At 55.4% G+C, this 24,146-nt stretch carries 21 protein-coding genes; 12 read left to right on the forward strand and 9 right to left on the reverse strand.

Annotation, left to right across the window (positions count from 1 at the left end):
* Positions 1-38 precede the first annotated feature (38 nt).
* From PEL01S_RS13375 to PEL01S_RS34485, 7 genes are all read left to right on the forward strand, one after another.
* Positions 39-1,052, forward strand: coding sequence for an ABC transporter permease (locus PEL01S_RS13375; RefSeq protein ID WP_255320113.1), 1,014 nt, complete (start codon positions 39-41; stop codon positions 1,050-1,052).
* A 2-nt stretch (positions 1,053-1,054) separates the two neighbouring features.
* Positions 1,055-1,192 (forward strand): hypothetical protein, encoded by a 138-nt coding sequence (locus PEL01S_RS34480; RefSeq protein ID WP_163768704.1) that lies wholly within the window; start codon positions 1,055-1,057, stop codon positions 1,190-1,192.
* 426 nt (positions 1,193-1,618) lie between these two features.
* Positions 1,619-2,455 (forward strand): electron transfer flavoprotein subunit beta/FixA family protein, encoded by an 837-nt coding sequence (locus PEL01S_RS13380; protein ID WP_054974540.1) that lies wholly within the window; start codon positions 1,619-1,621, stop codon positions 2,453-2,455.
* Positions 2,452-3,477, forward strand: a complete 1,026-nt coding sequence (locus PEL01S_RS13385; RefSeq protein WP_127460624.1) for an electron transfer flavoprotein subunit alpha/FixB family protein — start codon at positions 2,452-2,454, stop codon at positions 3,475-3,477. Before PEL01S_RS13380 ends, PEL01S_RS13385 begins: the two co-directional genes overlap by 4 nt.
* Positions 3,470-4,765, forward strand: coding sequence for an FAD-dependent oxidoreductase (locus PEL01S_RS13390; protein ID WP_127460625.1), 1,296 nt, complete (start codon positions 3,470-3,472; stop codon positions 4,763-4,765). The genes PEL01S_RS13385 and PEL01S_RS13390 overlap by 8 nt, the downstream gene beginning before the upstream one ends.
* Positions 4,762-5,064, forward strand: coding sequence for a ferredoxin family protein (locus PEL01S_RS13395; RefSeq protein WP_010500576.1), 303 nt, complete (start codon positions 4,762-4,764; stop codon positions 5,062-5,064). The genes PEL01S_RS13390 and PEL01S_RS13395 overlap by 4 nt, the downstream gene beginning before the upstream one ends.
* A gap of 6 nt (positions 5,065-5,070) precedes the next feature.
* Positions 5,071-5,220, forward strand: a complete 150-nt coding sequence (locus tag PEL01S_RS34485; RefSeq protein WP_164824279.1) for a hypothetical protein — start codon at positions 5,071-5,073, stop codon at positions 5,218-5,220.
* 64 nt (positions 5,221-5,284) lie between these two features.
* On the opposite strand, the gene PEL01S_RS13400 is transcribed toward PEL01S_RS34485, so the two are convergent.
* The 5 genes from PEL01S_RS13400 to PEL01S_RS13420 all read right to left on the reverse strand — a co-directional run bounded on the left by PEL01S_RS13400 (position 5,285) and on the right by PEL01S_RS13420 (position 10,117).
* On the reverse strand, positions 5,285-5,797 hold the full coding sequence (locus PEL01S_RS13400) for a hypothetical protein (RefSeq protein WP_127460626.1): 513 nt from the start codon (positions 5,795-5,797) through the stop codon (positions 5,285-5,287).
* A gap of 98 nt (positions 5,798-5,895) precedes the next feature.
* Positions 5,896-6,528, reverse strand: coding sequence for a TetR family transcriptional regulator (locus PEL01S_RS13405; RefSeq protein WP_127460628.1), 633 nt, complete (start codon positions 6,526-6,528; stop codon positions 5,896-5,898).
* Positions 6,529-6,671: 143 nt separating this feature from the next.
* Positions 6,672-7,673 (reverse strand): AF_0692 family protein, encoded by a 1,002-nt coding sequence (locus PEL01S_RS13410; RefSeq protein WP_163768729.1) that lies wholly within the window; start codon positions 7,671-7,673, stop codon positions 6,672-6,674.
* Between the two features lie 207 nt (positions 7,674-7,880).
* Positions 7,881-8,630, reverse strand: coding sequence for a hypothetical protein (locus tag PEL01S_RS13415; protein WP_127460631.1), 750 nt, complete (start codon positions 8,628-8,630; stop codon positions 7,881-7,883).
* Positions 8,631-8,653: 23 nt separating this feature from the next.
* Complete coding sequence (locus PEL01S_RS13420; RefSeq protein ID WP_127460632.1) at positions 8,654-10,117, reverse strand: FTR1 family iron permease; 1,464 nt, start codon at positions 10,115-10,117, stop codon at positions 8,654-8,656.
* A gap of 361 nt (positions 10,118-10,478) precedes the next feature.
* On the opposite strand from PEL01S_RS13420, the gene PEL01S_RS13425 reads away from it, so the two are divergent.
* On the forward strand, positions 10,479-12,287 hold the full coding sequence (locus tag PEL01S_RS13425; protein ID WP_127460633.1) for a fibronectin type III domain-containing protein: 1,809 nt from the start codon (positions 10,479-10,481) through the stop codon (positions 12,285-12,287).
* Between the two features lie 168 nt (positions 12,288-12,455).
* The gene (locus PEL01S_RS13430) at positions 12,456-14,471 is read left to right on the forward strand and encodes a right-handed parallel beta-helix repeat-containing protein (protein ID WP_163768726.1); all 2,016 of its coding nucleotides are present in this window, start codon (positions 12,456-12,458) and stop codon (positions 14,469-14,471) included.
* 90 nt (positions 14,472-14,561) lie between these two features.
* On the opposite strand, the gene helD is transcribed toward PEL01S_RS13430, so the two are convergent.
* Positions 14,562-16,910 carry an RNA polymerase recycling motor HelD gene (gene helD, locus PEL01S_RS13435; RefSeq protein ID WP_127460717.1) on the reverse strand — a complete coding sequence of 783 codons (2,349 nt, stop codon included), beginning with the start codon at positions 16,908-16,910 and terminating at the stop codon, positions 14,562-14,564.
* 438 nt (positions 16,911-17,348) lie between these two features.
* Between helD and PEL01S_RS13440 the strand changes: the two genes are divergently transcribed.
* Genes PEL01S_RS13440 through PEL01S_RS13450 form a run of 3 tightly spaced genes read left to right on the forward strand, consistent with a single transcriptional unit; the run spans position 17,349 to position 21,722 of the window.
* The gene (locus PEL01S_RS13440) at positions 17,349-19,601 is read left to right on the forward strand and encodes a putative bifunctional diguanylate cyclase/phosphodiesterase (RefSeq protein WP_127460635.1); all 2,253 of its coding nucleotides are present in this window, start codon (positions 17,349-17,351) and stop codon (positions 19,599-19,601) included.
* A 24-nt stretch (positions 19,602-19,625) separates the two neighbouring features.
* Complete coding sequence (locus tag PEL01S_RS13445; protein ID WP_127460636.1) at positions 19,626-21,272, forward strand: thiamine pyrophosphate-binding protein; 1,647 nt, start codon at positions 19,626-19,628, stop codon at positions 21,270-21,272.
* Between the two features lie 39 nt (positions 21,273-21,311).
* Positions 21,312-21,722: a carboxymuconolactone decarboxylase family protein gene (locus PEL01S_RS13450; RefSeq protein WP_127460637.1), complete on the forward strand. Its 411-nt coding sequence runs from the start codon at positions 21,312-21,314 to the stop codon at positions 21,720-21,722.
* Between the two features lie 116 nt (positions 21,723-21,838).
* Here the strand turns inward: PEL01S_RS13450 and yedF are convergent, their stop codons facing one another.
* The 3 genes from yedF to PEL01S_RS13465 all read right to left on the reverse strand — a co-directional run bounded on the left by yedF (position 21,839) and on the right by PEL01S_RS13465 (position 23,797).
* Complete coding sequence (gene yedF, locus PEL01S_RS13455) at positions 21,839-22,072, reverse strand: sulfurtransferase-like selenium metabolism protein YedF (protein WP_063184831.1); 234 nt, start codon at positions 22,070-22,072, stop codon at positions 21,839-21,841.
* Positions 22,062-23,270 (reverse strand): selenium metabolism membrane protein YedE/FdhT, encoded by a 1,209-nt coding sequence (gene yedE, locus PEL01S_RS13460; protein WP_127460638.1) that lies wholly within the window; start codon positions 23,268-23,270, stop codon positions 22,062-22,064. Before yedE ends, yedF begins: the two co-directional genes overlap by 11 nt.
* A gap of 299 nt (positions 23,271-23,569) precedes the next feature.
* Positions 23,570-23,797 (reverse strand): helix-turn-helix domain-containing protein, encoded by a 228-nt coding sequence (locus PEL01S_RS13465; RefSeq protein WP_127460639.1) that lies wholly within the window; start codon positions 23,795-23,797, stop codon positions 23,570-23,572.
* Positions 23,798-24,146 lie beyond the last annotated feature (349 nt).

The raw sequence follows: 24,146 nt of genomic DNA on the forward strand, positions 1-24,146 counted from the left end.
CGCCATAGCGCAGGTGGTGGGAATGTTCAATTGCTTTCATTTCTTACCAATCCCAGCCTGCCCCTATCAAGGTAGGAATCGTTATGGAATCCGGCAGCGACGCGAGGGTGCAAAATCTGACGGAACAGCTTCGGCAGCATGACCGGTTTCAGGTATCGAATGCCGAAGAAGCGGAGCTGAACGCCAAATTTGCGAAGAAAGAGCTAGACGCCGCCGTTGTATTGCCGCGCACGCTGGACGCGCAAGGATTGGTCAGACTGGTCTATGACCGGAATAAAGAGGATCTCGTTCTGATTTTGAAAAGCCTGCTATACGATAAGCTTCATCCGACCGGCGGACCGCAGACGGTAACAGAGCCGATAGGGGAGGCAAGGAAGCCGTTCGACATATTGAAGTTTACCTTCCCCTCCGTCTTGATTCTGGCTTTTCTTTCCTTAAGCCTTACGGGAACTTCCGTTCCGATTATTCAAATGAGGCAAAGAGGGAGCTTGCGGTTGTTTGCCCTGACGCCGGTGAACCGGTTTAACCTGATTGCTTCGCAAATTTTGGTCAGGGCCGTCATTGCAATGATTCAAGTGGCCATCATGCTGGTCTACAGTTTTCAAACCGGCATTTTGACCGCCGATGCGGTGCCCGGAATATTAATGGTCTCCGGTTTTGGGCTGCTGATGTTTTTTTCCTTGGGCTATATGCTCGGAGGAATGCTCCACTCCCAGGAAGCGGTTAACGGCGTCATCGGACTGATTATGAGGCCTTTAATGATTGTTTGCGGTTTGTTTTACCCGCTGGAATGGATGCCTCCTTTGATCAGAACGTTCGCGCAGTACGTGCCCTTAACGTATTTCGGCGACGGCTTAAGGAAATTCGTCAATACCGGGACGGAAGCGATGGCGTCTTTAATTGTCGATTGTTTGGTGATGACGGCGACGGCAGCGCTGTTTCTGGTCATCGCTCTGTATACTTTTCAGTGGGACGACCGCTCCAATCAAGAAAGAGCCCGTCGTAAGGACGCCCGTAAAAATGCCAAAAAATCGTTCCGGATCGGAGGATGACCATGAATTTTGTCGAAAAGCTCGTTCAACCCATCGGCGGGCTGCTGCAAAACGTGATTTCCTTGCCCCCGCTGCCGGGTGAACCCTTGAGATCAGTTCCAGGTATTGCTGGGTATTCAATTCACGATCTTTTTGTTTAACGTCAATCCGCTGCTGCCCAGCGACGGACTCCGCACGATTGAAGCCCTGATGGGCGAATTCAATTTGCGAAGAAGGGCGCTCCAATATTTGCTCTGTAAGGCCGCCTTCCGACCCTTGCCGAATTATTTGGTTCATCTCCCGAAATCCAAAAAAATCCAGTATGCACTTTATTCGACCTTGAGCATCGCCTACTTTATCGGTTTATTGTACATGATCACCTTGTATTCCATAAAAGCCTGCCTATCTTTTCAATGAACACGATTACTTTCTGCAGGACGGCCGGCTTCTTTTTTTCGGATCGCCGAATAAAAGGAGCGGACAGCCAATAGATTGATAAAGAGAAGATGGACATGGCCCCGGGAAAGACTGCTTGTCTCGCGGGCCGCTGTCGAGAACCGAAGCGTCCGACAAGGAGGGAACTGCCGATGCTTCACTTGGTCGCCTGTATCAAGCAGGTGCCGGATACGAAAATCATCAAGATGAACCCGAAAACGAACACGATGGACCGCTCCAGCGCGCCGGCCATCCTCAATCCGTACGATGCGCATGCCGTCGAAGAAGCGGTGCGTCTTAAGCAGCGGTACGGAGGAACGGTATCCGTCGTGACGATGGGGCCGCCGCCCGCGGTCAAGGCGATCCGCAAATGCATCGAGATCGGCGCGGACGAAGGCTACCTGATCACCGACCGCGCCTTCGCCGGGGCGGATACGCTGGCAACCAGCTATTCGCTGACGAAGGCGATCGACAAAATCGCCAAGATCAAGCCGATCGATATGATCCTCTGCGGCAAAATGACCATCGACGGCGATACCGGCCAGGTCGGTCCGGGCATCGCGCGCAGACTGGATATTCCGCCGTTGACGAACGTCCGCAAGATCGTCGAAATTAACAAGGACGAGGGCTACGCCATCATCCACCGTAAGCTGGAGGACGGTTATGAGGTCGTCCGTTCGACGCTGCCGTGTCTGTTCTCCGTCGAAAAGGACATCAACGACATCCCGTATTCGCCGCTGCCCAACATGCTGCGGGCGGCGCGGTACCAGCCAGTCGTCTGGTCCGTCGACGATTTGGAGGGGGTGGACCGTACAAAGCTCGGCCTCAAAGGCTCCCCGACGATCGTCGCCAAGGTATGGCCGCCGGAGAAGCCGAAGGGCGGAGAGCTGCTGGAGGGAACTCCTGCGGAACAGGCGGGCAAGCTGCTCTCGATTTTGCTGGAGAAAAAAGAGCTCTTCCGCGTCCAGAACGGAGGTGAAAGCGGATGAACCTTCAGGATTACCGCGGTGTGTGGGTGTTCATTGAGCAGAAGAACGGCGTGATTGCGCCGGTATCGCTGGAGCTGCTGGGAGCCGGGCGGAAGCTCGCAGATAAGCGCGGCGTGCCGCTGGCGGGCATCCTCATCGGCGACGGCGTCCGGCCTCTGGCTGCGGATGTCATCGCTTACGGGGCGGACACCGTGTACTTATACGATGATCCGATCTTCCATCATTACCGGACGGAATCGTTCATGCGGGCCGTCATCGAGGCTTGCCAGAAGCACAAGCCGGAAATTTTCCTATTCGGCGCGACATCGACGGGCAAGGACCTCGCCAGCGCCGTGGCGACGGATCTCGTGACGGGGCTGACGGCGGATACGACGCAGCTGGACGTCGATGCGGAGACCGGGCTGCTGGAAGCGAGCCGTCCGGCGTTCGGGGGCAACATTATGGCCACGATTTTGTGCAAGAAGGACCGCCCGCAAATGGCCACCGTGCGCCCGAAGGTCATGAAGCGGCTAGCCCCGGACCCGAAGCGCAAGGGGGAGATCGTCGAGGAAGCCGTCTCCGTCCGCGAAGAGGACCTGCGCACGAAGGTGCTGGAGATCGTCCGCGATACGACGCAGCGGGTGCGGATCGACGAAGCGGACGTGATCGTCGCCGGAGGCAAAGGGCTCGGCGGTCCGGACGGCTTCGAGCTGATTCACCGGCTGGCGGCGACGCTGGGCGCTTCGGTCGGGGCGAGCCGCGATGCAGTGGAGGCCGGCTGGATTGAGCATCATCATCAGGTCGGGCAGACGGGCGTCACCGTGACGCCAAAAATTTATTTTGCCATCGGCATTTCCGGGGCGATCCAGCACTTGGTCGGGATGCAAAACTCGGGGCTCATTATCGCCATCAACAAGGACCCTGCCGCGCCGATCTTCGGGTCCTGCCATTACGGCATCGTCGGCGATGCATTCGTCATCGTCCCGCTGCTGATCGAAGCGTTCCAAAAAGCGCTGCAAAGCGAGGTGCCTCAATATGGCTGAAAAATTCGACGTCATCGTGGTCGGCGCAGGTCCGGCCGGGACTTCGTGCGCCTATACGTTAGCCAAGGCAGGTGTAAACGTTCTGCTCATTGAGCGAGGAGAGTACCCCGGCTCGAAAAACGTCATGGGCGGCGTCCTGTACCGCAAAACGATGGAAGACATCATTCCAGGATTCTACAAGGATGCGCCGGTGGAGCGGCCGATCGTCGAGCAGCGGTTCATGATGCTGGATAAAGAATCGGCAGTCACCTTCAGCTACAAGGGGAAGGAGTGGGGGCAGGAGCCGTACAACAATTTCACCGTGCTGCGGGCCAAGTTCGATCAATGGTTCGCGGAGAAAGCGGTGCAGCAGGGCGCGCTGCTGGTCAACGAGACGGTCGTGCTCGAATGCATCACCCAGGACGGACGCGTCGTCGGCGTCCGCACCGACCGCCCGGATGGGGACCTGTATGCCGACGTCGTGGTGCTCGCGGATGGCGTCAACTCGCTGCTCGCCAAGTCGCTCGGCTTCCATAAGGAATTCCGCCCGGACGAAGTGGCGCTGGCCGTCATGGAAGTGTTGAAGCTGGACCGCAAAATTATCGAAGACCGGTTCAGCCTGGAAGGCGACCAAGGCTGCACGTTCGAGATTTTTGGCGATTCGACCCATGGCATTCTCGGCACGGCGTGGCTGTATACGAACAAGGACAGCTTGAACATCGGTGTCGGGGCGATGCTGTCCGGGCTGATCAAGCGCAAGCTGAAGCCGTACGAGCTGTTGGAGTATGTCAAGACGCATCCGATCCTGCGGCCTTATATTCAAGGCAGCGAGCAGCAGGAATATTTGGCCCACTTGATCCCCGAGGGCGGGTACCGCTCCATGCCGAAGGTCGTCGGAGACGGCGTGATCGTAATCGGTGACGCGGCGCAGCTCGTCAATGCCATTCACCGCGAAGGCTCGAATATGGCGATGGCGTCCGGCGTACTGGCGGGCGAGACGATTCTGGAAGCGAAGGAAGCGGGCGATTATTCCGCCGCGCGGCTCGATAAGTACCGGGCCCGGCTGCTGGACGGCTTCGTCGGCCAAGACTTGAAGAAGTACAAGGACGCGACGCATCATTTTGAGAAATACCCGCACTACTTCGAAAAATATATCCCGCTCATGAACCGGGCGGCGGGCGAGCTATTCACCGTCGACGGGACGAGCAAGAGAGAGAAGCAGCGCAAAATCTGGCAGGGCATCGGCACCGCCGGCGAGAAGTTCAAGATCGCCCAAGATTTGTTCAAGGCATGGAGGGTGATGAAATGAGCGACCAGCCCAAGGGAAAAGGGCAGACCATCGAAGAGAAGCAGTACTTGATCCGGTTCAAGGCGGATACGAACTCCCATCTCCACGTGCTCGATTACGATATCTGCGCGACGAAATGCCCCGACAAGATCTGTACGATTTTTTGCCCGGCCGAAGTGTACAAATGGGAAGAGATCCGGATGCATGTCGGATACGAGGGCTGTCACGAGTGCGGAAGCTGCCGCATCGGCTGTCCGCATCAGAACATCAAGTGGGAATATCCCAAAGGCGGTCACGGAATCATCTTCCGGCTGGGGTAGCTGCACATGTTTGCGGTGGGGGACTGCGTCATCTTTATCCCGGACGGGGCGAGGGGAACGGTGATCGCCGTCAACGGGTCGTTCTGTCACATCGTTTGGGAGGATTGGTTCACGAGCTGGGAGAAAGCCGAGGAGCTGCGGAAAGCGGAAGAATGAAGTATCATATGGGGGACGATCAATCCCCACGGAGGAAGAGAAGGAGCTTTCCTTCTCTTTTTTACTAGGGCAGCGTTTTATAAATGATATTCCCGTCTTTATTTTTGGCTTGAATATCAATCGGTTCTCTAATATCCTCCGACAAACTGTAGAACATTTTCTCATGATTATATTGTATTATTTTTAGGTCTTGTGGTTTGGTTCCATTTACCTCAAGAGATTCGATCGCATCGTTCAATCTCCCGGATAATAGCCAATAATTTAGCTGCGGGTTCTTAGAAATCTGCCAATCAACCATCTTTTCATTCAAGGGAGCATTTACAAACGATGTGGAAGTAAGGACTTTATTGTTTTTTAGCAGAAAAACGTGAGTTTTTTGCGCTTTATCAGTACAGAAAACAACTTCAAATTTATCTTCCGGATACGTCCGAAGGGAGTCTTTGTCAAAGGTTACGTTCTTGTTAGCATAGGCGGAAATGATATCGAATTTATCGTTCTGGTTGAAATTCAAATACAGTATGGTGATAACGCCCACGAATAGTAAGCCCCAAATAATCCAAGCTCTTCTTTTATTCATGTGCCCTCCTAAAAGACCGCTCGAACGAGAGCAGTCTTTTGTTTACTTTAGTTGCCTAGACGCTTTTATTTACGGTCCCCGGTTACAACCTGAGGGCCTTACTGGGGATCGCCGTCCTTCAGAATAGCTTTATCGAACAGCTTGATCAGTTCGGCGCTATAGGATTCCAAATCGATTTTACCGGAAATGCCCGAAGTCATCGTATATTCCCCGATTGCTCCCCGGATCGCGGTTGCCATAACTTGAACGTTGAATTCGCGGAACTCGCCCTTCTTTTGCCCTTCAAGCAATAGCTGTTGAAGCTCGAGGACAAGCGGCTCCTCATCGTCGTCGCCCAGCTTGTAATACGGAACGTTATCCGGCGTTCGGGCATGAAAGACAATCTCGATTAACGCCGTATTGTGCTTGGGACGGGTGCCCTGGTAAGCGAGGCAGGCCGCGATGTAGGCGTGCAGCTTTTCCCGGGGAGTTGCCGCAGCCCGCGTTTTTGTCAATACGTAGGAGGCGGTGTCGGCAACCAGCATTATCAGCGTTTGGTCCATCAGATCGGTTTTGTCCTTAAAATGGTAAGAGATTAAAGCGGTGCTGATTTCGGCTCTTTTGGCGATTTGAGCGAGACTCGCATGAACATATCCGATTTCGTCCAGTGTCGAGATGGCCGCCTCGATGATCTGCGCACGTCTGGCCTCGGCAATGAACGTTTGCTTTTCGTCCGCTTTTTTATCACGCATCGTTTTTCTCCTTCAATGGTTGTACGAATTTACCGGCTCCGGATGCCGGCAAGCGCCATCAGGGGGACTGTAACCAATGATACCAGCGAAGCCGGGGATCGTCCAATTACCGTTGCAATAAAACAGGTTGCTCCAAGGGCGAATTAGATTTTACGTATTTTGCGCGCAGCCAGCATCAGCAATACGATCGCGCCCAAGGAAAAAATAACGTTGCCAATCCGGTCGACCAACCCCGTATTGCCCACAAAGGTCGCACATACGAACCCGCCCCAGACGTAGGTGAGCAGCGTACCGCCGGTCAGGGCGAACCGATGGCGCGCTCCCCAACCCGCCCGGCTGGACCATAGCGCAACGGCAATCGCCATTGCGGCGATGAGCCCTGTCTTCACCGCAACGTGCAGCCAATTCCCGCCGAGGAGGAAGAAGAGGCTGGATGCGAAGAACGCGGCCGCGCCGACCAGCCACGGATTCGGTCCTGGGCGATCGGATGCCCCGAGCGGCAGCCGCCGGAGGGCAAAGGCAGCCCCGATCAAGCCGAGCACCACGGCAATCGAGACGGCAAACTGCGGCACGGATGGGAGAAAGTGCTGCGATTTCGCCGCCCACAGGAAGACGATCGTACCGCCCAAAAGGTACAGCACGCCGGTAACTGTCAGGCCGATTCGGCCCAGCCAAGGCGTCGTCCTTCGGTCGGGCACGAGCATCTCGACGATGGCGATCGGCACACTAATACTCCAAACCGCATGCCCTACGCAGAAGGCCAAGGCGTTCGAGACGCTGATGCCAAGAGCGGGAACGTATGTGGCGTCCTGGAAGTCGTAACCCTGGAACGACGCATTGAAAAGCGAGTGGTCGAACAGCGCCGGCTCGGCCACGCCGTAAGCGAGCGCGAGCAGCAGGATGGTCGGCCAGCCGCGCCCGGTGCGGCGCACGACCTCCCGGATGAGGAGCGCGCCGCCGCCGTACATCGGAGAGAGGAGAAGCAGGGCCATGGGCTCCTTGATCGAAATGCTGCCGAGCAGGTACTCCCCGACCAGCGGAGCAAGGAAGAACAGCCCGAGCACGGGGGCGAAGCGAGACCAAAAGCTTAGGCGCTGAACTACCCCGTTCTCCGGTGGTATTTTGAGCGAAAGCCCGGTTTCCATTTAGATTCCTCCTTTAATATTGAAGGAAGTTGATTATACGATTAAAAAACTGATTGATTGATCAAATTATAACTTCCGGGTCAGAGCATGTCAAACGGCGAAGCGAAAAAAGAGCCCGGGTTAGGATGGGCTCCATACTGTTGAACGGGGGGAGGTATGTTGAGTTGAAAATGAAAAAGAGAAGGAGCGCATCCTTCTCTTTTCGTATTACTTTATTGTTTGCAGCATTTCGTTTAAGGCTTGTGTCAATCCGTCATTCAATTGGGACAACGCTTGCTTGTCCAGAGGGCTTTTCTGGGAACCCGCCACTTCGGGGTTCAGGCTTTTTTCGAGCTTCTCGTACAGCTCGGCGCTGCGGGGGCGCACGCCGTCCTCGAAGGTGCTCCATACGTCTTCCAATTTAGGGCCGAGCTCTTTTACCTTCGCTTCGTTGCCGGCTTCGATTTCTTTTTTCAAATCGCCGGCGATGCCGAGCATTTGAGTGGCTCCGGCTTTGATCTGGTCGACGGGAATTAATTTTTGCGACAGGTCGTACAGCGTTTGGATCAGTTGGTCGTTTGCTTTGGATAGTACATCTTTATTCAGGGGCGATGCTTTGGACGCCGCGATGGCCGGATCGAGATTTTTTTCGATTTTCTCGTACAGGTCCGGGTATTTCGGCTTGACTCCGTCTTCGAAGGCGCCCCAAGCGTCTTCCAATTTAGGTCCCAGCTCTTTGACTTTGGCTTCGTCGCCGGCCGTTGCCGCTTTACTCAGCTGTTTCGCCGTTTTTAGTAGCTTCGCGGTCCCTTCTTTGATAGCCGCGTCGGATACGGTTGGGTTCTCGGTTTTGGATGGTGCAGGGGAAGCTTGTCCGTTGTTCGCTTGGGCCGATGGAGCCGGAGCAGAGCCGCAGGCGGAGAGGAGCGAGGCGGAGAGGAGCAGGGTGGCGGTGATCAGGGACACAGGCTTGTTCATTCGAAATACCTCCGATGTAATGTCTAAGATGTCAGTTTGGCCGAGCGTTTGCTGATGCGGCTTCCAAGGAGGAAGGCGAGAGCGCCGAGAGCGATCGTGAACTGAGGGATGGTGCTTTCCCATGAAGGGAACATCCCGAGAAAATCAAGGCTGGGCAGCAGAGAGCTGTTCGATGTCCCCAACGTTCCGGCCAATTGCAGGCTGTGAATGCCCAGACCGGTAAATTTGATGCACAGATAAAAGACGATCAGGCTCGAAACCAGGAAAAACGGACGGATCGGCAGCTTCATGCCCACGTACAGCATGAGGAAGGCGAGGACGGCCAAGATGCCGATGCCCAGCACAATGCCAAGCAGAAGCTGCTGAAGGCCGATCTGATTCACCATCCCGACCAGGAACAGCACCGTCTCGGTGCCTTCCCGGAAAATGGCAAGGAAGGAAAGCAAGGCGAGGGAAAATACGTTGCCTGTGCTCAGCGCCGTTTCGGTTTTGACACGGATATAGTCGTTCCACTGCTTGACGTTGGATTTGCTGTGCAGCCAATAGCTCATATACAGCAGCATGGCGGCAGCGAAAATTCCCGTCCAGCCCGCGATGAGAAAGTTATTCGTGCCGAAAGCCCCCGAAGAAAACACAAACTTCACGATGACGGCCAAGATGCCGCTCAGGGCAAGCCCGGCCAGGACGCCCGACCAGATCCACCGGCTCCCTTTGGCCGACTTGGACTTTTTCACAAACGCGAGCAGCGCGCCCACGACGAGCAGTGCCTCCAGCCCTTCCCGAATCGGAATCATGGCTGCATCCCACACGGTGTAGGTCGTCTTTTCCGCAAGCGGCGCAAGATACGCGATCATGTCGTCGATCCGTTTCGCCGCGGCATCGTACTGCTGCTTGGTGATCATGGCCTGGATCACGACCATGTCCCGTTCGGAATCGCTGTAAACGGAAGCGGATTGCGCGACGACATGCCCTTCGACGCTGAGCCAGCTCTCGCGTACGCCGCCGATCCCTTGCAAAGCCGCCGTTTGATCATGCTTGGCGACGCTTTCTTTCGTTTGCTTCAGCAGGGTGATAAAACCGGGAAGCGTGATGTTGCTTTCCTTGCCGTCCGTTCCTTCGGCATATTGGCCTTGGACATAACGTTCCAGCACTTGCCGAAGCTGCTGGAGCGCGGAAACGACATCTTCCGGCTGATTGACCAGAAACGCATAATCGACTTGCCCCATCTGGGACTCGATGTCTTTGTAGGCCGCTTTGGAGTCGGCCTTGACCGTATCCTCCACGTCCATCCATTGATCATGGAACTGATCGTACAAGGCTTTGGCCTTGGCTTGATCTTGCTTTGCAGCATCCAGCGCTTGCGAGATGACCGCGACGGCTTTGGTCATATGCTCGACGCCTTCGCTGGAAGCATGCGCCGCAGGAGGATGAAACAACAGGCTGAACGCCAAAACCAGGCCAAGTAAAGCGAAAAACGGTTTATGCATGGGAACCCCCGCTCTCAAAAAATGGAACCTAATTAACATTGATAATCATTATCAATCACATTAACGTGTTTAATTTTACTTGAACGCAAATTTGCAGGTCAATAAAAATTTTACCGCTAAACCATAGTAAATGTTTCCAGCCCGAATCTGTTGCCGGGGGTCATGGTTCAGCTTTGGCACCCACGATTTTTTGCACAATTTTATCCCCTAAAAAATGGAATCTATCCCTTACCGCCCTGCCGAAGCCATGGTTAAATGAGAGTACGAGCCCAGTTTGAAAGGGGGTGAGCCTGCCGCAGTCGTCGTCGTTTGATGGAGGATGTTCCGGTAGTTTTTATCCATATTCAGGAGGGATTAATGAATGAGCTTTGCGCAAATCGCGCTTCGGCGCACGTTTAGGAAAGCGTTTTCGTTGACCATAATCGCTGTGCTCCTGCTTAGTCTGATTCCGGCGATGGCGCTCGGCGCGGCCGAGTGGCAGCCGAACACCGCCTACAAAGCCGGCGACGAGGTTACCTACGCGGGGCAGACGTACACTTGTTTGCAACCGCATACATCGCTGACTGGCTGGGAGCCGCCGAACGTCCCGGCCTTGTGGAAGGCCGGCGGCAGCGGCGGAACGGATACGCAGCCGCCGACCGCTCCGTCCGGCTTGAAGGCGACCGCTAAAACATCCAACAGCGTGACCCTCGCGTGGAACGCTTCGACGGATAACGTAGGCGTCACCGGCTACGACGTGTACAACGGGGCTGCCGTCGCGGCGAGCGTGACGGGAACGACTGCGACGATCGGCGGGCTGTCTGCGAACACGGCGTACACGTTCACGGTGAAAGCGAAGGACGCAGCGGGCAACGTGTCTGCCGCAAGCCAAGCTGTCACAGTGACGACGGACCCGGCGTCCGGCGATACGCAGCCACCGACGGCGCCGACGAATCTGACCGTTACCGGGAAAACGTCGTCCAGCATCTCGCTGTCCTGGACGGCTTCCACGGATAACGTGGGCGTCACCGGCTATACGGTGGAGTACGGCTCCGGCACCCTGAGCGTCGCGGGCACGACGGCGACGGTAACCGGGCTTGCCGCCGACACGACGTATACGTTCACCGTGAAGGCGAAGGACGCCGCCGGCAACGTCTCGGCCGGTGCCAGCGTACAAGGGAAGACCGAACCGGCGCCGTCCGGAGGCGGGGGCAAGATCGTCGTCGGCTATTGGCACAACTTCGATAACGGGTCCTCGGTGCTCAAACTGCGGGACGTCTCGAAGAAATACGACGTGATCAACGTTGCTTTCGCTGAGCCGGTTTCTCCGGGCAGCGGTACAATTGCCTTTACGCCATTCAATGCGACGGTGGACGAATTCAAAGCGGATGTCGCGTATTTGAAGAGCCAAGGTAAAAAGGTGCTGATCTCCCTCGGCGGTGCCAACGGCACGGTTACGCTGTCCGATGCGACGAAGAAGCAGCAATTTATCAGCACGATGACCTCGATTATCCAAACGTACGGCTTCGACGGGATCGATATCGACCTGGAAGGCAGCTCGGTCGCGCTGAACGGCGGCGATACGGACTTCAAAAACCCGACCACGCCGGGCATCGTGAACCTGGTTGACGCTGTCCGTACGCTCAGCGGCACGTTCGGCAGCGGCTTCGTGCTGACGATGGCGCCGGAGACGGCGTACGTGCAAGGCGGAATGGGTGCTTACGGCGGTCCTTGGGGCGCGTATCTGCCGATCATCCATGCGCTGCGCGACAAGCTGACGTATATTCACGTTCAGCATTACAACAGCGGCTCGATGACGGGGCTTGACGGCCGTTCTTACGCTCAAGGTACGGCGGATTTCCACGTCGCGATGGCCGAGATGCTGCTGAAGGGCTTCCCTGTCAATAACAATGCGAACAACGTATTCCCGGCGCTGCGTCCGGAGCAGGTCGCCATCGGCGTACCTGCGGTGCCGAGCGCCGCGGGAGGCGGATATACATCGGCGGCCGAGGTGCAAAAGGCGATTACGTATCTCGTCAAGGGCACGTCGTTCGGCGGCAGCTACAAGCTGCAAAACCCGGCCGGCTATCCCGGCTTCAAAGGACTCATGACTTGGTCGATCAACTGGGATGCGGCAAGCGGCTACGGCTTTGTCAACAGCCACCGTCCGTTCTTGGACGGCCTGAAATAATCAATAGCAAAACGGTCTCTCGCCATGGCGGGAGACCGTTTTTGTACGCTCATCGTCAGGGGGGTGGACCGTGACTTTTTTAACATTTTTAAAAAGGGGTGTAATTTACGGCGAGAGGCACCGAAATATTTACATAAGAGGAAAACAGCACATATTCAGGAGGACGCTATGAACGACAAGCAGGAACCAACCCAATGGACCGGGTCCAAAATGACCCGTCGCAAGCTTCTTTCTTCTTTAGGACTCGCAGGCGCCGCCGTAGCGGCTGGAACGTCTCTTGGCAGTCCGGTGTTCGGCGCGACGGTTACGGAGCAAGTATATGGGCAGCAGTTGCCCACCTCTACCGCGCAACCCGCGGCGGCAGACGCGCGGGCAGCAGCTCATATCCTGTTAATCGACCCGGCGAAATGGGGCATTTCGACGGACGGAACGAACGCGCGGGCAACGACGGACGGACTCAATGCGGCTCTGGCCGACGCCAAGTCCAAGGGATTCGGCGAAGTGTACCTGCCGAAAGGGAAATACTTGATCGATGCCGTGTGCAAAACCAACCATTCGCCCGAAATCGGGGGAGGCATCAGAGTTCCTTCCAACCTCAAGCTGACGCTGGATTCGGAAGCGGAATTAAAGGTGGAGCCGAACGGCTCATACGGCTATTCCTGTATTTTTCTGGACAATGTCCACAACGTGACCATTACCGGCGGAATCTTGACAGGCGACCGTAACGAACACGATTACAGCAACAAAACCAAGCCGACGCATGAGTGGGGATTTGGGATTAACGTCCGCGGAGGAACCAACATTACGATCGACAATGTGCGGATTAAGGATTGTTCGGGAGACTGCATTTATGTCAATGCCATCGGAATGATTAATTACGGGACCGTCCCGTATACCCCGCCGCAGAAGGTAACGATTCAGAACTGTACGCTGGACGGCTCCAGACGCAACAATATCTCGATTAGCGCTTGCGACGGCGTCGTCATCCGCAACAACCTCATCCTGAACGCGGGGATTCAGACCGATGCGGGTCCCGGGTTTAAATCCAAGATCGGCCCCGGATTCGGCATCGACATCGAGGGGTATGGCGAGGGCGATATCGATTATGAAACCCCGCTGAACATTGTCATCCAGGGCAACCAGTTTCGGGGGAACCGGGTGTATTCGGTAGGCAATTTCAATGGATACGGCGTCGTGATCGAGGGCAATTTTGCGGACAATACCCTCTCTTACGGAAACGGCACCGACACCGTCATTGCCAACAACGTTCTGATCCGCACGGATCGCCAGCGGACGGGGATTGACGGCCAAGGCGTGTCCCAGGGTCTGGAAGCAAATCATGTGACCATCATGGGAAATATCGTGAAAGGCTTTGGCAGCGGCATGGATATCCGGGGAAAAGACGTGGTTGTGACCGGCAACGCGTTATCCCATTTGGGGGAGGCCGGGGTGGGAATCGCCGCGTTCGCCGCGGAAAACGTATGGATCGCGAACAACTCCGTGTACCGGACGAAAGGGACGCCTTACCGGATCGCCAGCTGCAAGGATGTCCAACTTGTCAACAATAAAGCGCACGGCTCCGACAAGACGGCGATCGAAGCCAACGCTTCCTCCCAGGTCATCTTGCGCGGCAATGTCGTCCGCGATTGCAGCGGAGGCATCAAGGTGACCAACATTTCGAGCGAAGCGTCCAACAGCGAAGTCGTCGTGGAGAGCAACCATATCGATCTGACGGAATACAAGGGAAAAACCGCCTATGCCATCTCCTTCGATTCCAAAAGCGAGGTAACCCTGAAAGGGAACCGGATTCCCGGCCCCAGAAACACCGCCATCTACGGCGAGGGCGGCATCGGAAAACGGGCCAAAATAGCGGACAACGAAATAGCCGATGCAAACAGCTTCACCGCCATGATCCAAATTGTAGGCGGAGCAAAGCACGAGATCGTGGGTAATAACGTAACCTTTAACAAGTCTTCCAATGGCGGAGTCGGGATTTATTTAAAAGATGCTAAGGATTCCATCGTGGCAAAAAATACCGTATATTCCAACTCCGAGTACGCCTTGACCCATTCCATCGCCACCAAAGAATCGACGGGCACGAAGGTGCTGAACAACATCGTCATGAAAGGGGCCCTGTCGCTTAACGAGAAGACCGACCTGAACGCCGGCAATACGGTAGTTTAGCGCGGCTAAATCCCCGTGAATGTAAAAAAACGCCTCCCCGCGACGTTTAAAAGAAAGTCGAAGGGAGGCGCGCTTTAGAGATACCGTAGATCAATGACCGGCGGTATAAGTGTCGGGGGAAGCGCCGTCCAGAAACGGGCTGCGCCGGCCGATATGGTACACGTACAGCTCATGCATCGCCCGCGTGCAGGCCGTGTAGAACAGCTTGCGCTCGGCTTCCCGGCCGTATTGCTCCATCGAGGCGTTGTAGATGACGACCGCGTCGAACTCGACGCCCTTGGCCAAGTACGACGGGATCACCAGCACGCCGGGCTCGAAGGAGGCCGTCTCCGTCCCGACGAGGCGAAGCGGAACCCCTGCGGCTTGCAGGGCGTCGCATGCTTCCCGGCTCTCCGCCGCCGTCTTGCAGATGACGCCGATCGTCTTGTGGCCGTCCGCCAGCAGGGCCCGGATGCGCCCGGCGACCTTGGCGCCCAGATCGGCCCGGTCCGCCGCTTCCGCGACGACGGGCAGGCTGCCGCCGCGGTTGAACGGCTCGATGGCCGTGCCGTCCGCCAGCAGGCCGCGGGTGAACTCGACGATCTCCCGCGTCGAGCGGTAGCTTCGCGTCAACACGTTCGTCTCCGTATGCTCCGGCCCGTACAGCGAGGTCAGCGGCACGAACCCTTCCGTATTGGCGGAGGCGTGCGCGTAGATGGCTTGGTTCCAGTCGCCGAGGACGGTCATTTTGCTGCGCGGGAACAGCCGCCGGATGAACGCGAACTGGAACGGCGTGTAGTCCTGTCCTTCGTCGATGAAGACGTGGCGGATTGTGTTGTTCGTTTGGAAGCCTTCGATCCGCTCTTTCAAGTACAAATACGGCGCTCCGTCCTCGCTGGCCAGCTCGCCGCGCTCCAGCTTTTCCGCGGTCTGCTTGCATATGTCCTCCCAATGCGGCGGCAGGCCGGCTTCGGGCGCGAGGTCCGCGAAGCGTCCCGGCTCGGCGAACAGCTGCCGGTACACGGCAGGAATGTCGATGAAGTTGAGCCGTTTGGCGCTCACGCGGAGTGGCTTGAAATGCTCCTGAACGACCATCGTGGCCAGCAGCTCCTGCTCGCGCTGGAAGTCGTTGAACGTGTCTTCAGCATACTGTTTTTTGCGCTGCAATTGATGATAGGCTTGCAGGTACGCTTCCTTGTCGAGCAGCTCGATCTCGTCCTCGACCCACGACTTGGATCGCTCCCGCCGCCCCAGCCGCTTCAGCTCCTTCAGCAGCCATTCGGAGGTCAGGATCATCCGGTTCGGAATCGGCAGCGCCGGATCGAGGCTGTAGAAATAGGCTGCGATCTGTCCGCCCGTGACGATAGGCTCCTCGCGGAAGCTCACGTCCTTGAACAGCAGCCCTTCTCTGCCGAGCCGCTCCGCATACCGCTCCAGCATATGCATGAAGGAAGTGCCCGCTTTGAACAAAATGCCTTCGATTCGCGCGTCATAGCCGGGGTCTCCGGCCGCCGTCAGCGTGTATTCCGCTTGCTCGAACGGGTCTTCCACACGGAACGTACCGCCGAGCCGGTGCTCCAGATATTCCTGGAACGTCGTCTGCTGCATGTTTTCCTCCCCGAGCTCGGGTAACACAGTAGAGACGTAGCTGTTGAACATCGGATTGGGCGAGAAGAGCACGATCTGCTCCGCGCTCAGCGTTTCCCGGTACCGGTACAGGAGGTACGCGACTCGCTGCAGGGCGGCCGACGTTTTGCCGCTGCCCGCCGCGCCCTGTACGATCAGCAGCCGGCTGCGCTCGTTGCGGATGATCCGGTTCTGCTCCTTTTGAATCGTGGCGACGATGCTCTTCATCTGGGCGTCCGAATGCTTGCCGAGCACTTCCTGCAGCAGCTCGTCGCCGATCGTGACGCCGGTGTCGAACAAGCTGCGGATGACCGCGTCGCGAATAATATATTGCCGCTTCAGCTCCATCTCGCCGGAGATGACGCCGCCGGGTGTCTCATACTGCGCCGGTCCCGGCGGGTAATCGTAGTACAGGCTCGATACGGGAGCGCGCCAGTCGTAGATCAGGAACTGCTCGCCGCTATCGTCCAGGAACGATCCGATGCCCAGGTACACGGCTTCGGCGCGCCGTTCCCCGTCTTCCAGAAAATCGATACGCCCGAAATACGGGGTCGTCTGCAATCGCTTCAGCTTCGTCAGTTGCTTCTGGGCATGCCGGTGGCTGTGCTCGCGGCCGACAAGCACCTCGGCTTGCTGCTTGAGGCTTGCGTATGTTTCTATGGCATCGTCGGGAGCGTCCAGATTGACGGTCACATCGTCCCAAAAATGCTTGCGGATATCGACGATATCCGATCTTAGCTCGCCGACCTCCCGCTGGAGGGTATCGATGCTCTTGCCGATGTCCCGGGTTACCCGTTCGACCCGCTCCTGCTCTTCCTGCCACACTTGCTGCATGTTAACCACGTTACCGCCCCTTTTTTCAAAAGATTTGACAAATCGCCGATGCATGTGTTAATATGATAGTGGGTAAATTTAAGAGTGGAACCACAATATAGGTGGCGACCAATCTCCATTTTAGCATGGTTCTGCATGCAATTCAATAGAAGTACATCATCGCACGCTAACAAACGGAGACGCACATGACGCCTCCGTTTTTTCTGTTGCAGTCCCCCGCGCACCGCCAAGACCGAGAACAGCCCGAAAAAGGCAAGCGGCATGGTGCCGTACCTTCCGCTTTCGTTAAGCCACTTCAACGCGCCATCAGAATAAAGCGGACATGAAAGTCAGCTTCCCTATTCACTATCGCCGCTCTTGTGGCGAAGTATACTATATACATATCGTTTTACAAGGGAATCGCACATTCCTTATGTCACGTTGGAAGAGGGTGGGGGTATGTCGCTAAGTAACTACATTATCGAATCCAAGTCGTTTTGTGACGATGCGGGGATGAATCCGAAAGAGATTCCGTTTCCCAAAGTCGTGATGACGCCGAATGAGCTGGAGGACAAGCGTCAGGACTATGAGGAAATCTTGTCCGTCGTCCAGTTTTTTGGCAACAAGATTTTGGATTCGATGAAGGGCACGCCGATCTTGTTGTCGGTTGCCGACGCACGGGGGTTCATCCTGCATATGATGGGGGATGAAACCATCAAGAACATGATCAATCAGCTCGGCATCCGCACCGGCATTCAATTCTCCGAGGAAGTCATGGGCACCAATGTGGTGAACCTTTCTTTGAAGCACAGCGGCTACGCCATCCAATTGATCGGCCCCGATCATTACCACGAATACCTGCATCAAACCGCCTGCTACGCCGTAGCTTTTCATTATACCGATGCCAACAATCTGCTAGGAAGCCTCATCATTATGACGGCTATCGAATACCAGAATCCGCTGATGGTCACCATGCTGTCCACCACCGTGGATTCGATCGAGAGGGAGCTGATGCTTCGCAAGCAGAACCGCAAGCTGGACATTATGAATCAAATTCTGATGGACAACACGCGCAACGGCATTATTATCACCGATAAAGAGGGGGAAATTACGGATTTTAATCACTTTGCTCAAGATCTTACAGGTCTGTCCAAAGAGCAAACGCTGGGGAGGTCGGTGCTGTTTCTTGAACCCATGGGGCAATACATCTACGATGTGATCCGCCACGGGAAAAAGTACGAAGATATTCAAATCAGCTTTGAGCGCAAGGGGAACGGGACGCGCACGGTGTGCCTGTTCGACGCGTTCCCGATCTACGATGAGTACAAACGGCTTATCGGCGCCTTCGGCCAGTTCCGTAACATTACGGACCGGTATGAGGCGGAGGAGAAATACAATTATTTGGCCAATCACGACGATCTGACCAAGCTGCCCAACCGCAGGTATTACAAGCAAGTGCTTGTCCCTCTGCTGGAGCGGGCGAAGCGGGGGCTGCATCCGTCCGGCATTGCCATTATGTATCTGGATCTCGACCGCTTCAAGCTGGTCAACGACACGTTGGGGCACTCCAACGGAGATCTGCTGCTCAAGCAAATTGCCGAGCGGCTGACGAGCAGCCTCGAGGCGACGGATCTGGTTGCGCGCATGGGCGGCGACGAATTTATGTTTCTGTTTCCGATCGTGACGGACGAGCAGCAGGTCGTCCATCGTGCCGAGCGCATACTAAGCCTGTTCCAGCATCCGTTCAACATGAACGGGTACGAGTTTCATATTACGGCCAGCATCGGCATCGCGTTCTACCCGGACGACGGTCTCGACATCGAGATGCTGATGATTCATGCGGATACGGCGATGTACCGGGCGAAGCAGCGCGGCAAAAATCAATATGTCATTTATTCCGACGACATGCAGACGAAGTCCCACGAGAAAATCAAGATGGAAACGTCGCTGCGTCGCGCGATCGACAATAACGAATTCGTGCTGTATTACCAGCCGCAAATCGATATCAAAAGCGGAGATATCAAGGGCGCCGAGGCGCTGATTCGCTGGATGCACCCCGAGCGCGGGCTTGTGTCTCCCTATGAATTCATTCCGTTAGCGGAAGAAACCGGACTTATTATCCAGATGGATCAATGGGTGCTGCGCACCGCTTGCATGCAGAACAAGAGCTGGCAGGAAAAAGGACTGCCGCCGATGCGCGTCGCCGTGAACTTGTCCTCCCAGCAATTTTCCAAAGAATATTTGGCCGAGACGGTCAAAGCCATTTTGGAGGAGACCGGGCTTGAGCCGAAATTCCTTGAGCTGGAAATTACCGAAACGATGACGATGGATGTGGAGCATACGATTCCGACGCTGCGCCAGCTGCATGGTCTCGGAGTCCAGATCAGTATCGACGATTTCGGAACGGGGTACAGCTCGCTCAATTATTTGAAAAAGTTTTCGATCGACCGCCTGAAGATCGATCAGTCGTTCGTGCGGGATATTATGACGAATTCCCACGATTCGGACATCGTCGGTACCATCATCGCGATGGCGCACAATCTGGGGCTGGAGGTTATTGCGGAAGGCGTCGAAGAGAAAGACCAGCTCCGTTTCCTGCAGTACCAAAAATGCAACGAAGTGCAAGGATACTACTTCAGCGAGCCGATCCCGGCAGAGAAGTTCGAGCTGTATTTTCAGGAGCTGCAGGAAAAGGTCAAAAGAAAATATTGATGCTTTCAAAAAAAGGGGATCATCATGAAAACTGTGGCTCAATTATTAGTGGAGCATTTGATTCGATGGGGCGTTACCCATGTATTCGGCATCCCAGGAAAGCCGGTGACGCCTCTGGTCATGGAGATGGACCGGCAGGGCATCGCCTTCGTGCTGAGCAAGCATGAAGGCGGCGCAGGGTTCGCAGCGGCGGGGTACGCCTTCGAAGGCGGGCGGCTTGGCGCAGCGCTGAGCACGGCGGGGCCGGGCGGCATCAACATGCTGACCGCCGCGGGACAAGCGAAGGCGACGGGCGTTCCCGTCCTGTTCTTGACCGGGCAGCCGCCGATCAAAGAGATCGGCAAGGTGCTCGGGCAGGACAGCACGCTGTTCGGCACCGACCTCGTCAAGATGTTCGAGCCGGTGACGAAATTCAGCGCGCGCATCGAGCGCGGCGAACTGCTGGAGACGTACCTGCGCCATGCGATCGAACAAGCCTGCACCGGGGTGAAAGGCCCCGTCCATCTCTCCATCCCCTTGGACGTTCTGACAGAGGAAGTCCGACCTTTTCAAATTCCGCTGCCGACGCATTATCCGGCCGTTCTTTCCGCTAATCTCGATCAAGTGATCGAATGGCTTGATGCGGCAAGGCGTCCGGTGCTGTTCGTGGGCGGCGGCGTGCACGCTTGCCGGGTCTACGAAGAGCTCCGGCAGCTGGCCGAACGATGGAGCATTCCCGTGATGACGATGCCGGGAGGCAAGGGCGCGTTCGTATCCGGGCATCCGCTGTCGCTCGGACCGTTCGGTCTTGGCGGCAACGAGACGTCCAAAGCCTATATGGGCGAAGGTGTCGACGTGATGATGGTCGTGGGCAGCCAGCTCAGCGACTTGGAGCTGCCCGGACTGACGCCGGACATGTACCCGCAGCGGATGATCCATTTCGACTACGAGCCGACGTTTATCGGCAAAGCGGTGCCCGTGCCGGTGCTCCCGGTGCTTGGCGACTTGAAGCGCAATCTTCAGGAGCTGCTACGGTTGACGGATGGCCGTCGGGTAGAGCTTACAAGCGCGTATGCCGAGGCTGCGGCCGCATCGGAACCGGCCGCCGAAGCGGAGGAGCCGACGGAGAGCCGGTGGCTGACCGGACGGCAGACGATGCGCGTCCTGCGGTCGGCGCTGCCGAAGGAGGCTGTGGTGTACGGCGATGCGGGCAGCCATTCCTTTTATGCGGTGAAGCACTTGGATATCGAGGTGCCCGGGACGTTCTACTTCGAAGAAGTGTATGCGACGATGGGCCGCGCCATCGGATATGCCGTCGGCGCCCAGCTTGCGGAGCCGGACAAAACGATCGTCTGCCTGACCGGGGACGGATGCCTGTTCATGAACGGCACGGAAATCTCGACGGCGGTGAATGCCGGCGCTCCGGTCATTTTCGTTGTGATGAATAACAGCAGTCTGGATATGGTGGAAAAAGGGATGGCCCGGCATCTGGGCCGTGCGATCGGGACGAATTACACGGTGCCGGTGCACGCCGCCAAGTTCGGGGAAGCGATGGGAGCGGAAGCGTTCCGCTGCTCGACCGAAGCCGAGCTGTATGCTGCGGTGACGCAGGCGCTGGCGATGCGACGTACGGCCGTGATCGAAGTGATGGCCGATCCGCTGGAAATTCCGCCGACGATGGCGCGCGGGTAACTGGAGAGGGTCATGAATACATAAGCAGAGGTGAGTACGATGGGAAGCGAAGACCGGTTAACGAACGCCGATCGGTATGAACGGGGCATGAAGACGTTAGTGGAGATGGTCGGAGAAGAAGGAGCGCAGACGATCGGGAATATCGGTGCTTTTTTCCCGGATATGGCGCATCAGATCGTATCCTTCGGATTCGGCGATTTGTACTCGCGCAAGACGCTGGACCTGAAGCAGCGGGAGATCATTACGATCACCTCGCTCATCACGCAGGGGGCGACGGAGCAGTTGCCGTTCCATGTGCATGCGGCGCTGAACGTCGGCTTGACGCCAGAGGAAATTTTGGAGATCGTCCTGCACTGTGCAGGCTACGCCGGGTTCCCGAAAGCATGCGGAGCCTTGAATGTGGTCAGCGAAGTGTTCAAAGCACGGAACATTACGCCGGTTACGGCGTAGGAACAGACGACAACGGCCCAAGTGCGTGAATTTAAAAATTGCCAATAGAATAGCCAAAACTGCAATAAGAAAAAGGATTAGACCGCGAATTTTTCGCACCTAATCCTTTGGTTTTTTTACGCCTGAATATAAAAGTTTAAATCCTGCCCGTTTTTGACAGGTTCCTGCGTGAACGTATAGCCGTGCTTGACGACTTCTTCCGGGATGTTGCGGAAAGCCGCCGGACAGTCGACAATGACATGAAGCAGCTGCCCCTTCGTCATGTCCCGTAAGGTTTCCAGCGTATAAATAACAGGGTATGGACAAGATTCCCCTCGAAGATCCAACGTGAAATCAACTTCAACCGACATTTTTGTAGTCCCCTTTCTTGAATCCAACGCCGAAGCGGTAGTTTTTTTGCCAGTATACGGCCACGGCATATCCGATTCCCAGCAAGATCAAGGTCAACAGCAGCGCGCCGACCGGCCCCATGATCGTGAGCAGATTGATTTTGGCGCCGCTTTGCACGAGCGCGTTATAGACACCGAGATGATCCCAAGCATAGGCGAGGGCCGTGGCCCCGATAATGTTGCCAATAAATACGGGTAAGAACACGACTTGTCCTTCCATCAGCCGGTACATCATGCCTGTCTCGCAGCCGCCAGCCAGTACGATGCCGATGCCGAACAGCACGCCGCCGATAAATGTGCTTGGCGCGGCGATCTTGGTAATCGGGTCCAAGCCGTAAATCAGAATGATTAGCAGTGTCGCCACGGAACTAATTGCCATGCCGACCGTGATTGCTTTCGTCATGGTGGCCCGCCCGCTGATCCATAAATCGCGGAACGCAGATGTAAAACAAATTTGCCCTCTTTCAATCAAAATACCGAATGCGGCCCCGAATAAAGCGGCTACGCCCAACATCGTGCGGCCCGAGATAAAAAAGTAAACGATAAGACCTGCATATAACAATGCAATAACGGTCCCTGCAATAGGTTGAATTTTTCTGGCTTTGGCAGCGCTTTGGGCTATATTGCCCTTTTGCAGGGCAGGCTTGCCTTTCCACCATCTTGTATTGACGATTTTAACGCCCGCGTAAGTGCCGATTGCGGTGGCGATCATAAATATCCAAGCATGAAATGAAAACTGAGGTACACCAGTGAAAAGGGCAGCCAGATTGCAGCCTAGCGCCAAACGGGCGCCGACACCCGCGATGAATCCGCCAATCAGCCCTTGCAGCAAGCGTCGCTTTTGCTTCGGAACTCTTACCTTAAAATTATTGCTGAGCAAAATCATAATCAAGGCGCCGATGAACATGCCCCACACGATCCAGCCGTCTGTTCTGCTGAAGGTCGTTCCGTCCATGCGAATCAAGCCGTAATAGGCCCAATTGGAAACATCCACGCCGAAAAGCTGTAAAACGTGCCCTCCCAAACGAGTGAATTCGCCGGTTACGGCCCATACGGTTCCGGTAATTCCGAAGTAGAGTGCGCTCAGAAGACCTGCGATTCCCATCGCGGCATAGGGGCTCCAGTAATTGTTGAGCAATTTGCCTAACATGTGTTTCATTTTTCATATCCCTTCAATCTGTCAAAATGCAATCCTGATCGGTTTAATGCAGCAACACACTTCTCATATATACGTGGAGTGAAAATGCTATCCTCCATTTTACTACAATCGGCGTCAGTTGTGGGTGATACGATTCATATAGAAAGAAACCGTGTGTGCTATAAGCTGCTCATTGATGTGTAGGATGCGGGGTAAAGAGGAGGAAGGGGCTTTTTTTGCATACCTAAAACACCGCCAACATAGGGTGTGCGGAGAAAATAGATGGCTCTACAAGCCGTATGGAAGGTTATGCAGGTATGTTATTTATCGGCCGCGTCTTCTTTCTCGTTTACCGAGACAACAAGTTGGTCTACGGTAATATCCAAGGCTTCGCAAATTTGCTCTAACGTGCGAATATAAACTCTGTCTACGGAATTAGAACAGAGATGGTTGATGGTTGCAATTCGCATATTCATTGAGAGAGCAAACTGCCGTTGTGAAATACCGCGTTCTGCTAATATATCTCGTAATCTAATGTGAATCTTCATAGCTCCTCCATTACCTTTAAGCGTAATTAAGTTTTTATTATACCATAGTCTGGTCAATAATACATTGCGCTATACTCTTAAGAGTGGTATAGTTAATCGAAGGGATTGAACTCTTAACGGTTTAATCGCTTAAGGGTAGTATTGGTTTTATATTCTACAACGGAGGTCGCTTTTAATGAATGTAACCAGCTATATTCTAGTCTCAACCGCGGGGAAAGCTTTCAGCAATCGTAGGAAGGGTGGGCGACATGGATATAAATAAACTTCTCCTCGTAGACAGATTGGACGCCGAAGAACGAGAATTAATACTGCAAATTCAAACCTACGAAGCTTGCACAATGTCTGTACT

The sequence above is a fragment of the Paenibacillus elgii NBRC 100335 genome (assembly GCF_004000865.1).
Classification (GTDB): domain Bacteria; phylum Bacillota; class Bacilli; order Paenibacillales; family NBRC-103111; genus Paenibacillus_G; species Paenibacillus_G elgii.

Bases quoted from the DNA above. Each gene is read 5' to 3' on its own strand.
- PEL01S_RS13465 (WP_127460639.1), bottom strand. From the start codon at position 23,797: ATGAAGATTCACATTAGATTACGAGATATATTAGCAGAACGCGGTATT.
- PEL01S_RS13415 (WP_127460631.1), bottom strand. From the start codon at position 8,630: ATGAACAAGCCTGTGTCCCTGATCACCGCCACCCTGCTCCTCTCCGCC.
- yedF (WP_063184831.1), bottom strand. From the start codon at position 22,072: ATGTCGGTTGAAGTTGATTTCACGTTGGATCTTCGAGGGGAATCTTGT.
- PEL01S_RS13430 (WP_163768726.1), top strand. From the start codon at position 12,456: ATGAACGACAAGCAGGAACCAACCCAATGGACCGGGTCCAAAATGACC.
- PEL01S_RS13400 (WP_127460626.1), bottom strand. From the start codon at position 5,797: ATGAATAAAAGAAGAGCTTGGATTATTTGGGGCTTACTATTCGTGGGC.
- PEL01S_RS13440 (WP_127460635.1), top strand. From the start codon at position 17,349: ATGTCGCTAAGTAACTACATTATCGAATCCAAGTCGTTTTGTGACGAT.
- PEL01S_RS13445 (WP_127460636.1), top strand. From the start codon at position 19,626: ATGAAAACTGTGGCTCAATTATTAGTGGAGCATTTGATTCGATGGGGC.
- PEL01S_RS13395 (WP_010500576.1), top strand. From the start codon at position 4,762: ATGAGCGACCAGCCCAAGGGAAAAGGGCAGACCATCGAAGAGAAGCAG.
- yedE (WP_127460638.1), bottom strand. From the start codon at position 23,270: ATGAAACACATGTTAGGCAAATTGCTCAACAATTACTGGAGCCCCTAT.
- PEL01S_RS34485 (WP_164824279.1), top strand. From the start codon at position 5,071: ATGTTTGCGGTGGGGGACTGCGTCATCTTTATCCCGGACGGGGCGAGG.
- PEL01S_RS13405 (WP_127460628.1), bottom strand. From the start codon at position 6,528: ATGCGTGATAAAAAAGCGGACGAAAAGCAAACGTTCATTGCCGAGGCC.
- PEL01S_RS13450 (WP_127460637.1), top strand. From the start codon at position 21,312: ATGGGAAGCGAAGACCGGTTAACGAACGCCGATCGGTATGAACGGGGC.
- PEL01S_RS13410 (WP_163768729.1), bottom strand. From the start codon at position 7,673: ATGGAAACCGGGCTTTCGCTCAAAATACCACCGGAGAACGGGGTAGTT.
- PEL01S_RS13390 (WP_127460625.1), top strand. From the start codon at position 3,470: ATGGCTGAAAAATTCGACGTCATCGTGGTCGGCGCAGGTCCGGCCGGG.
- helD (WP_127460717.1), bottom strand. From the start codon at position 16,910: ATGCAGCAAGTGTGGCAGGAAGAGCAGGAGCGGGTCGAACGGGTAACC.
- PEL01S_RS13420 (WP_127460632.1), bottom strand. From the start codon at position 10,117: ATGCATAAACCGTTTTTCGCTTTACTTGGCCTGGTTTTGGCGTTCAGC.
- PEL01S_RS13380 (WP_054974540.1), top strand. From the start codon at position 1,619: ATGCTTCACTTGGTCGCCTGTATCAAGCAGGTGCCGGATACGAAAATC.
- PEL01S_RS34480 (WP_163768704.1), top strand. From the start codon at position 1,055: ATGAATTTTGTCGAAAAGCTCGTTCAACCCATCGGCGGGCTGCTGCAA.
- PEL01S_RS13425 (WP_127460633.1), top strand. From the start codon at position 10,479: ATGAGCTTTGCGCAAATCGCGCTTCGGCGCACGTTTAGGAAAGCGTTT.
- PEL01S_RS13385 (WP_127460624.1), top strand. From the start codon at position 2,452: ATGAACCTTCAGGATTACCGCGGTGTGTGGGTGTTCATTGAGCAGAAG.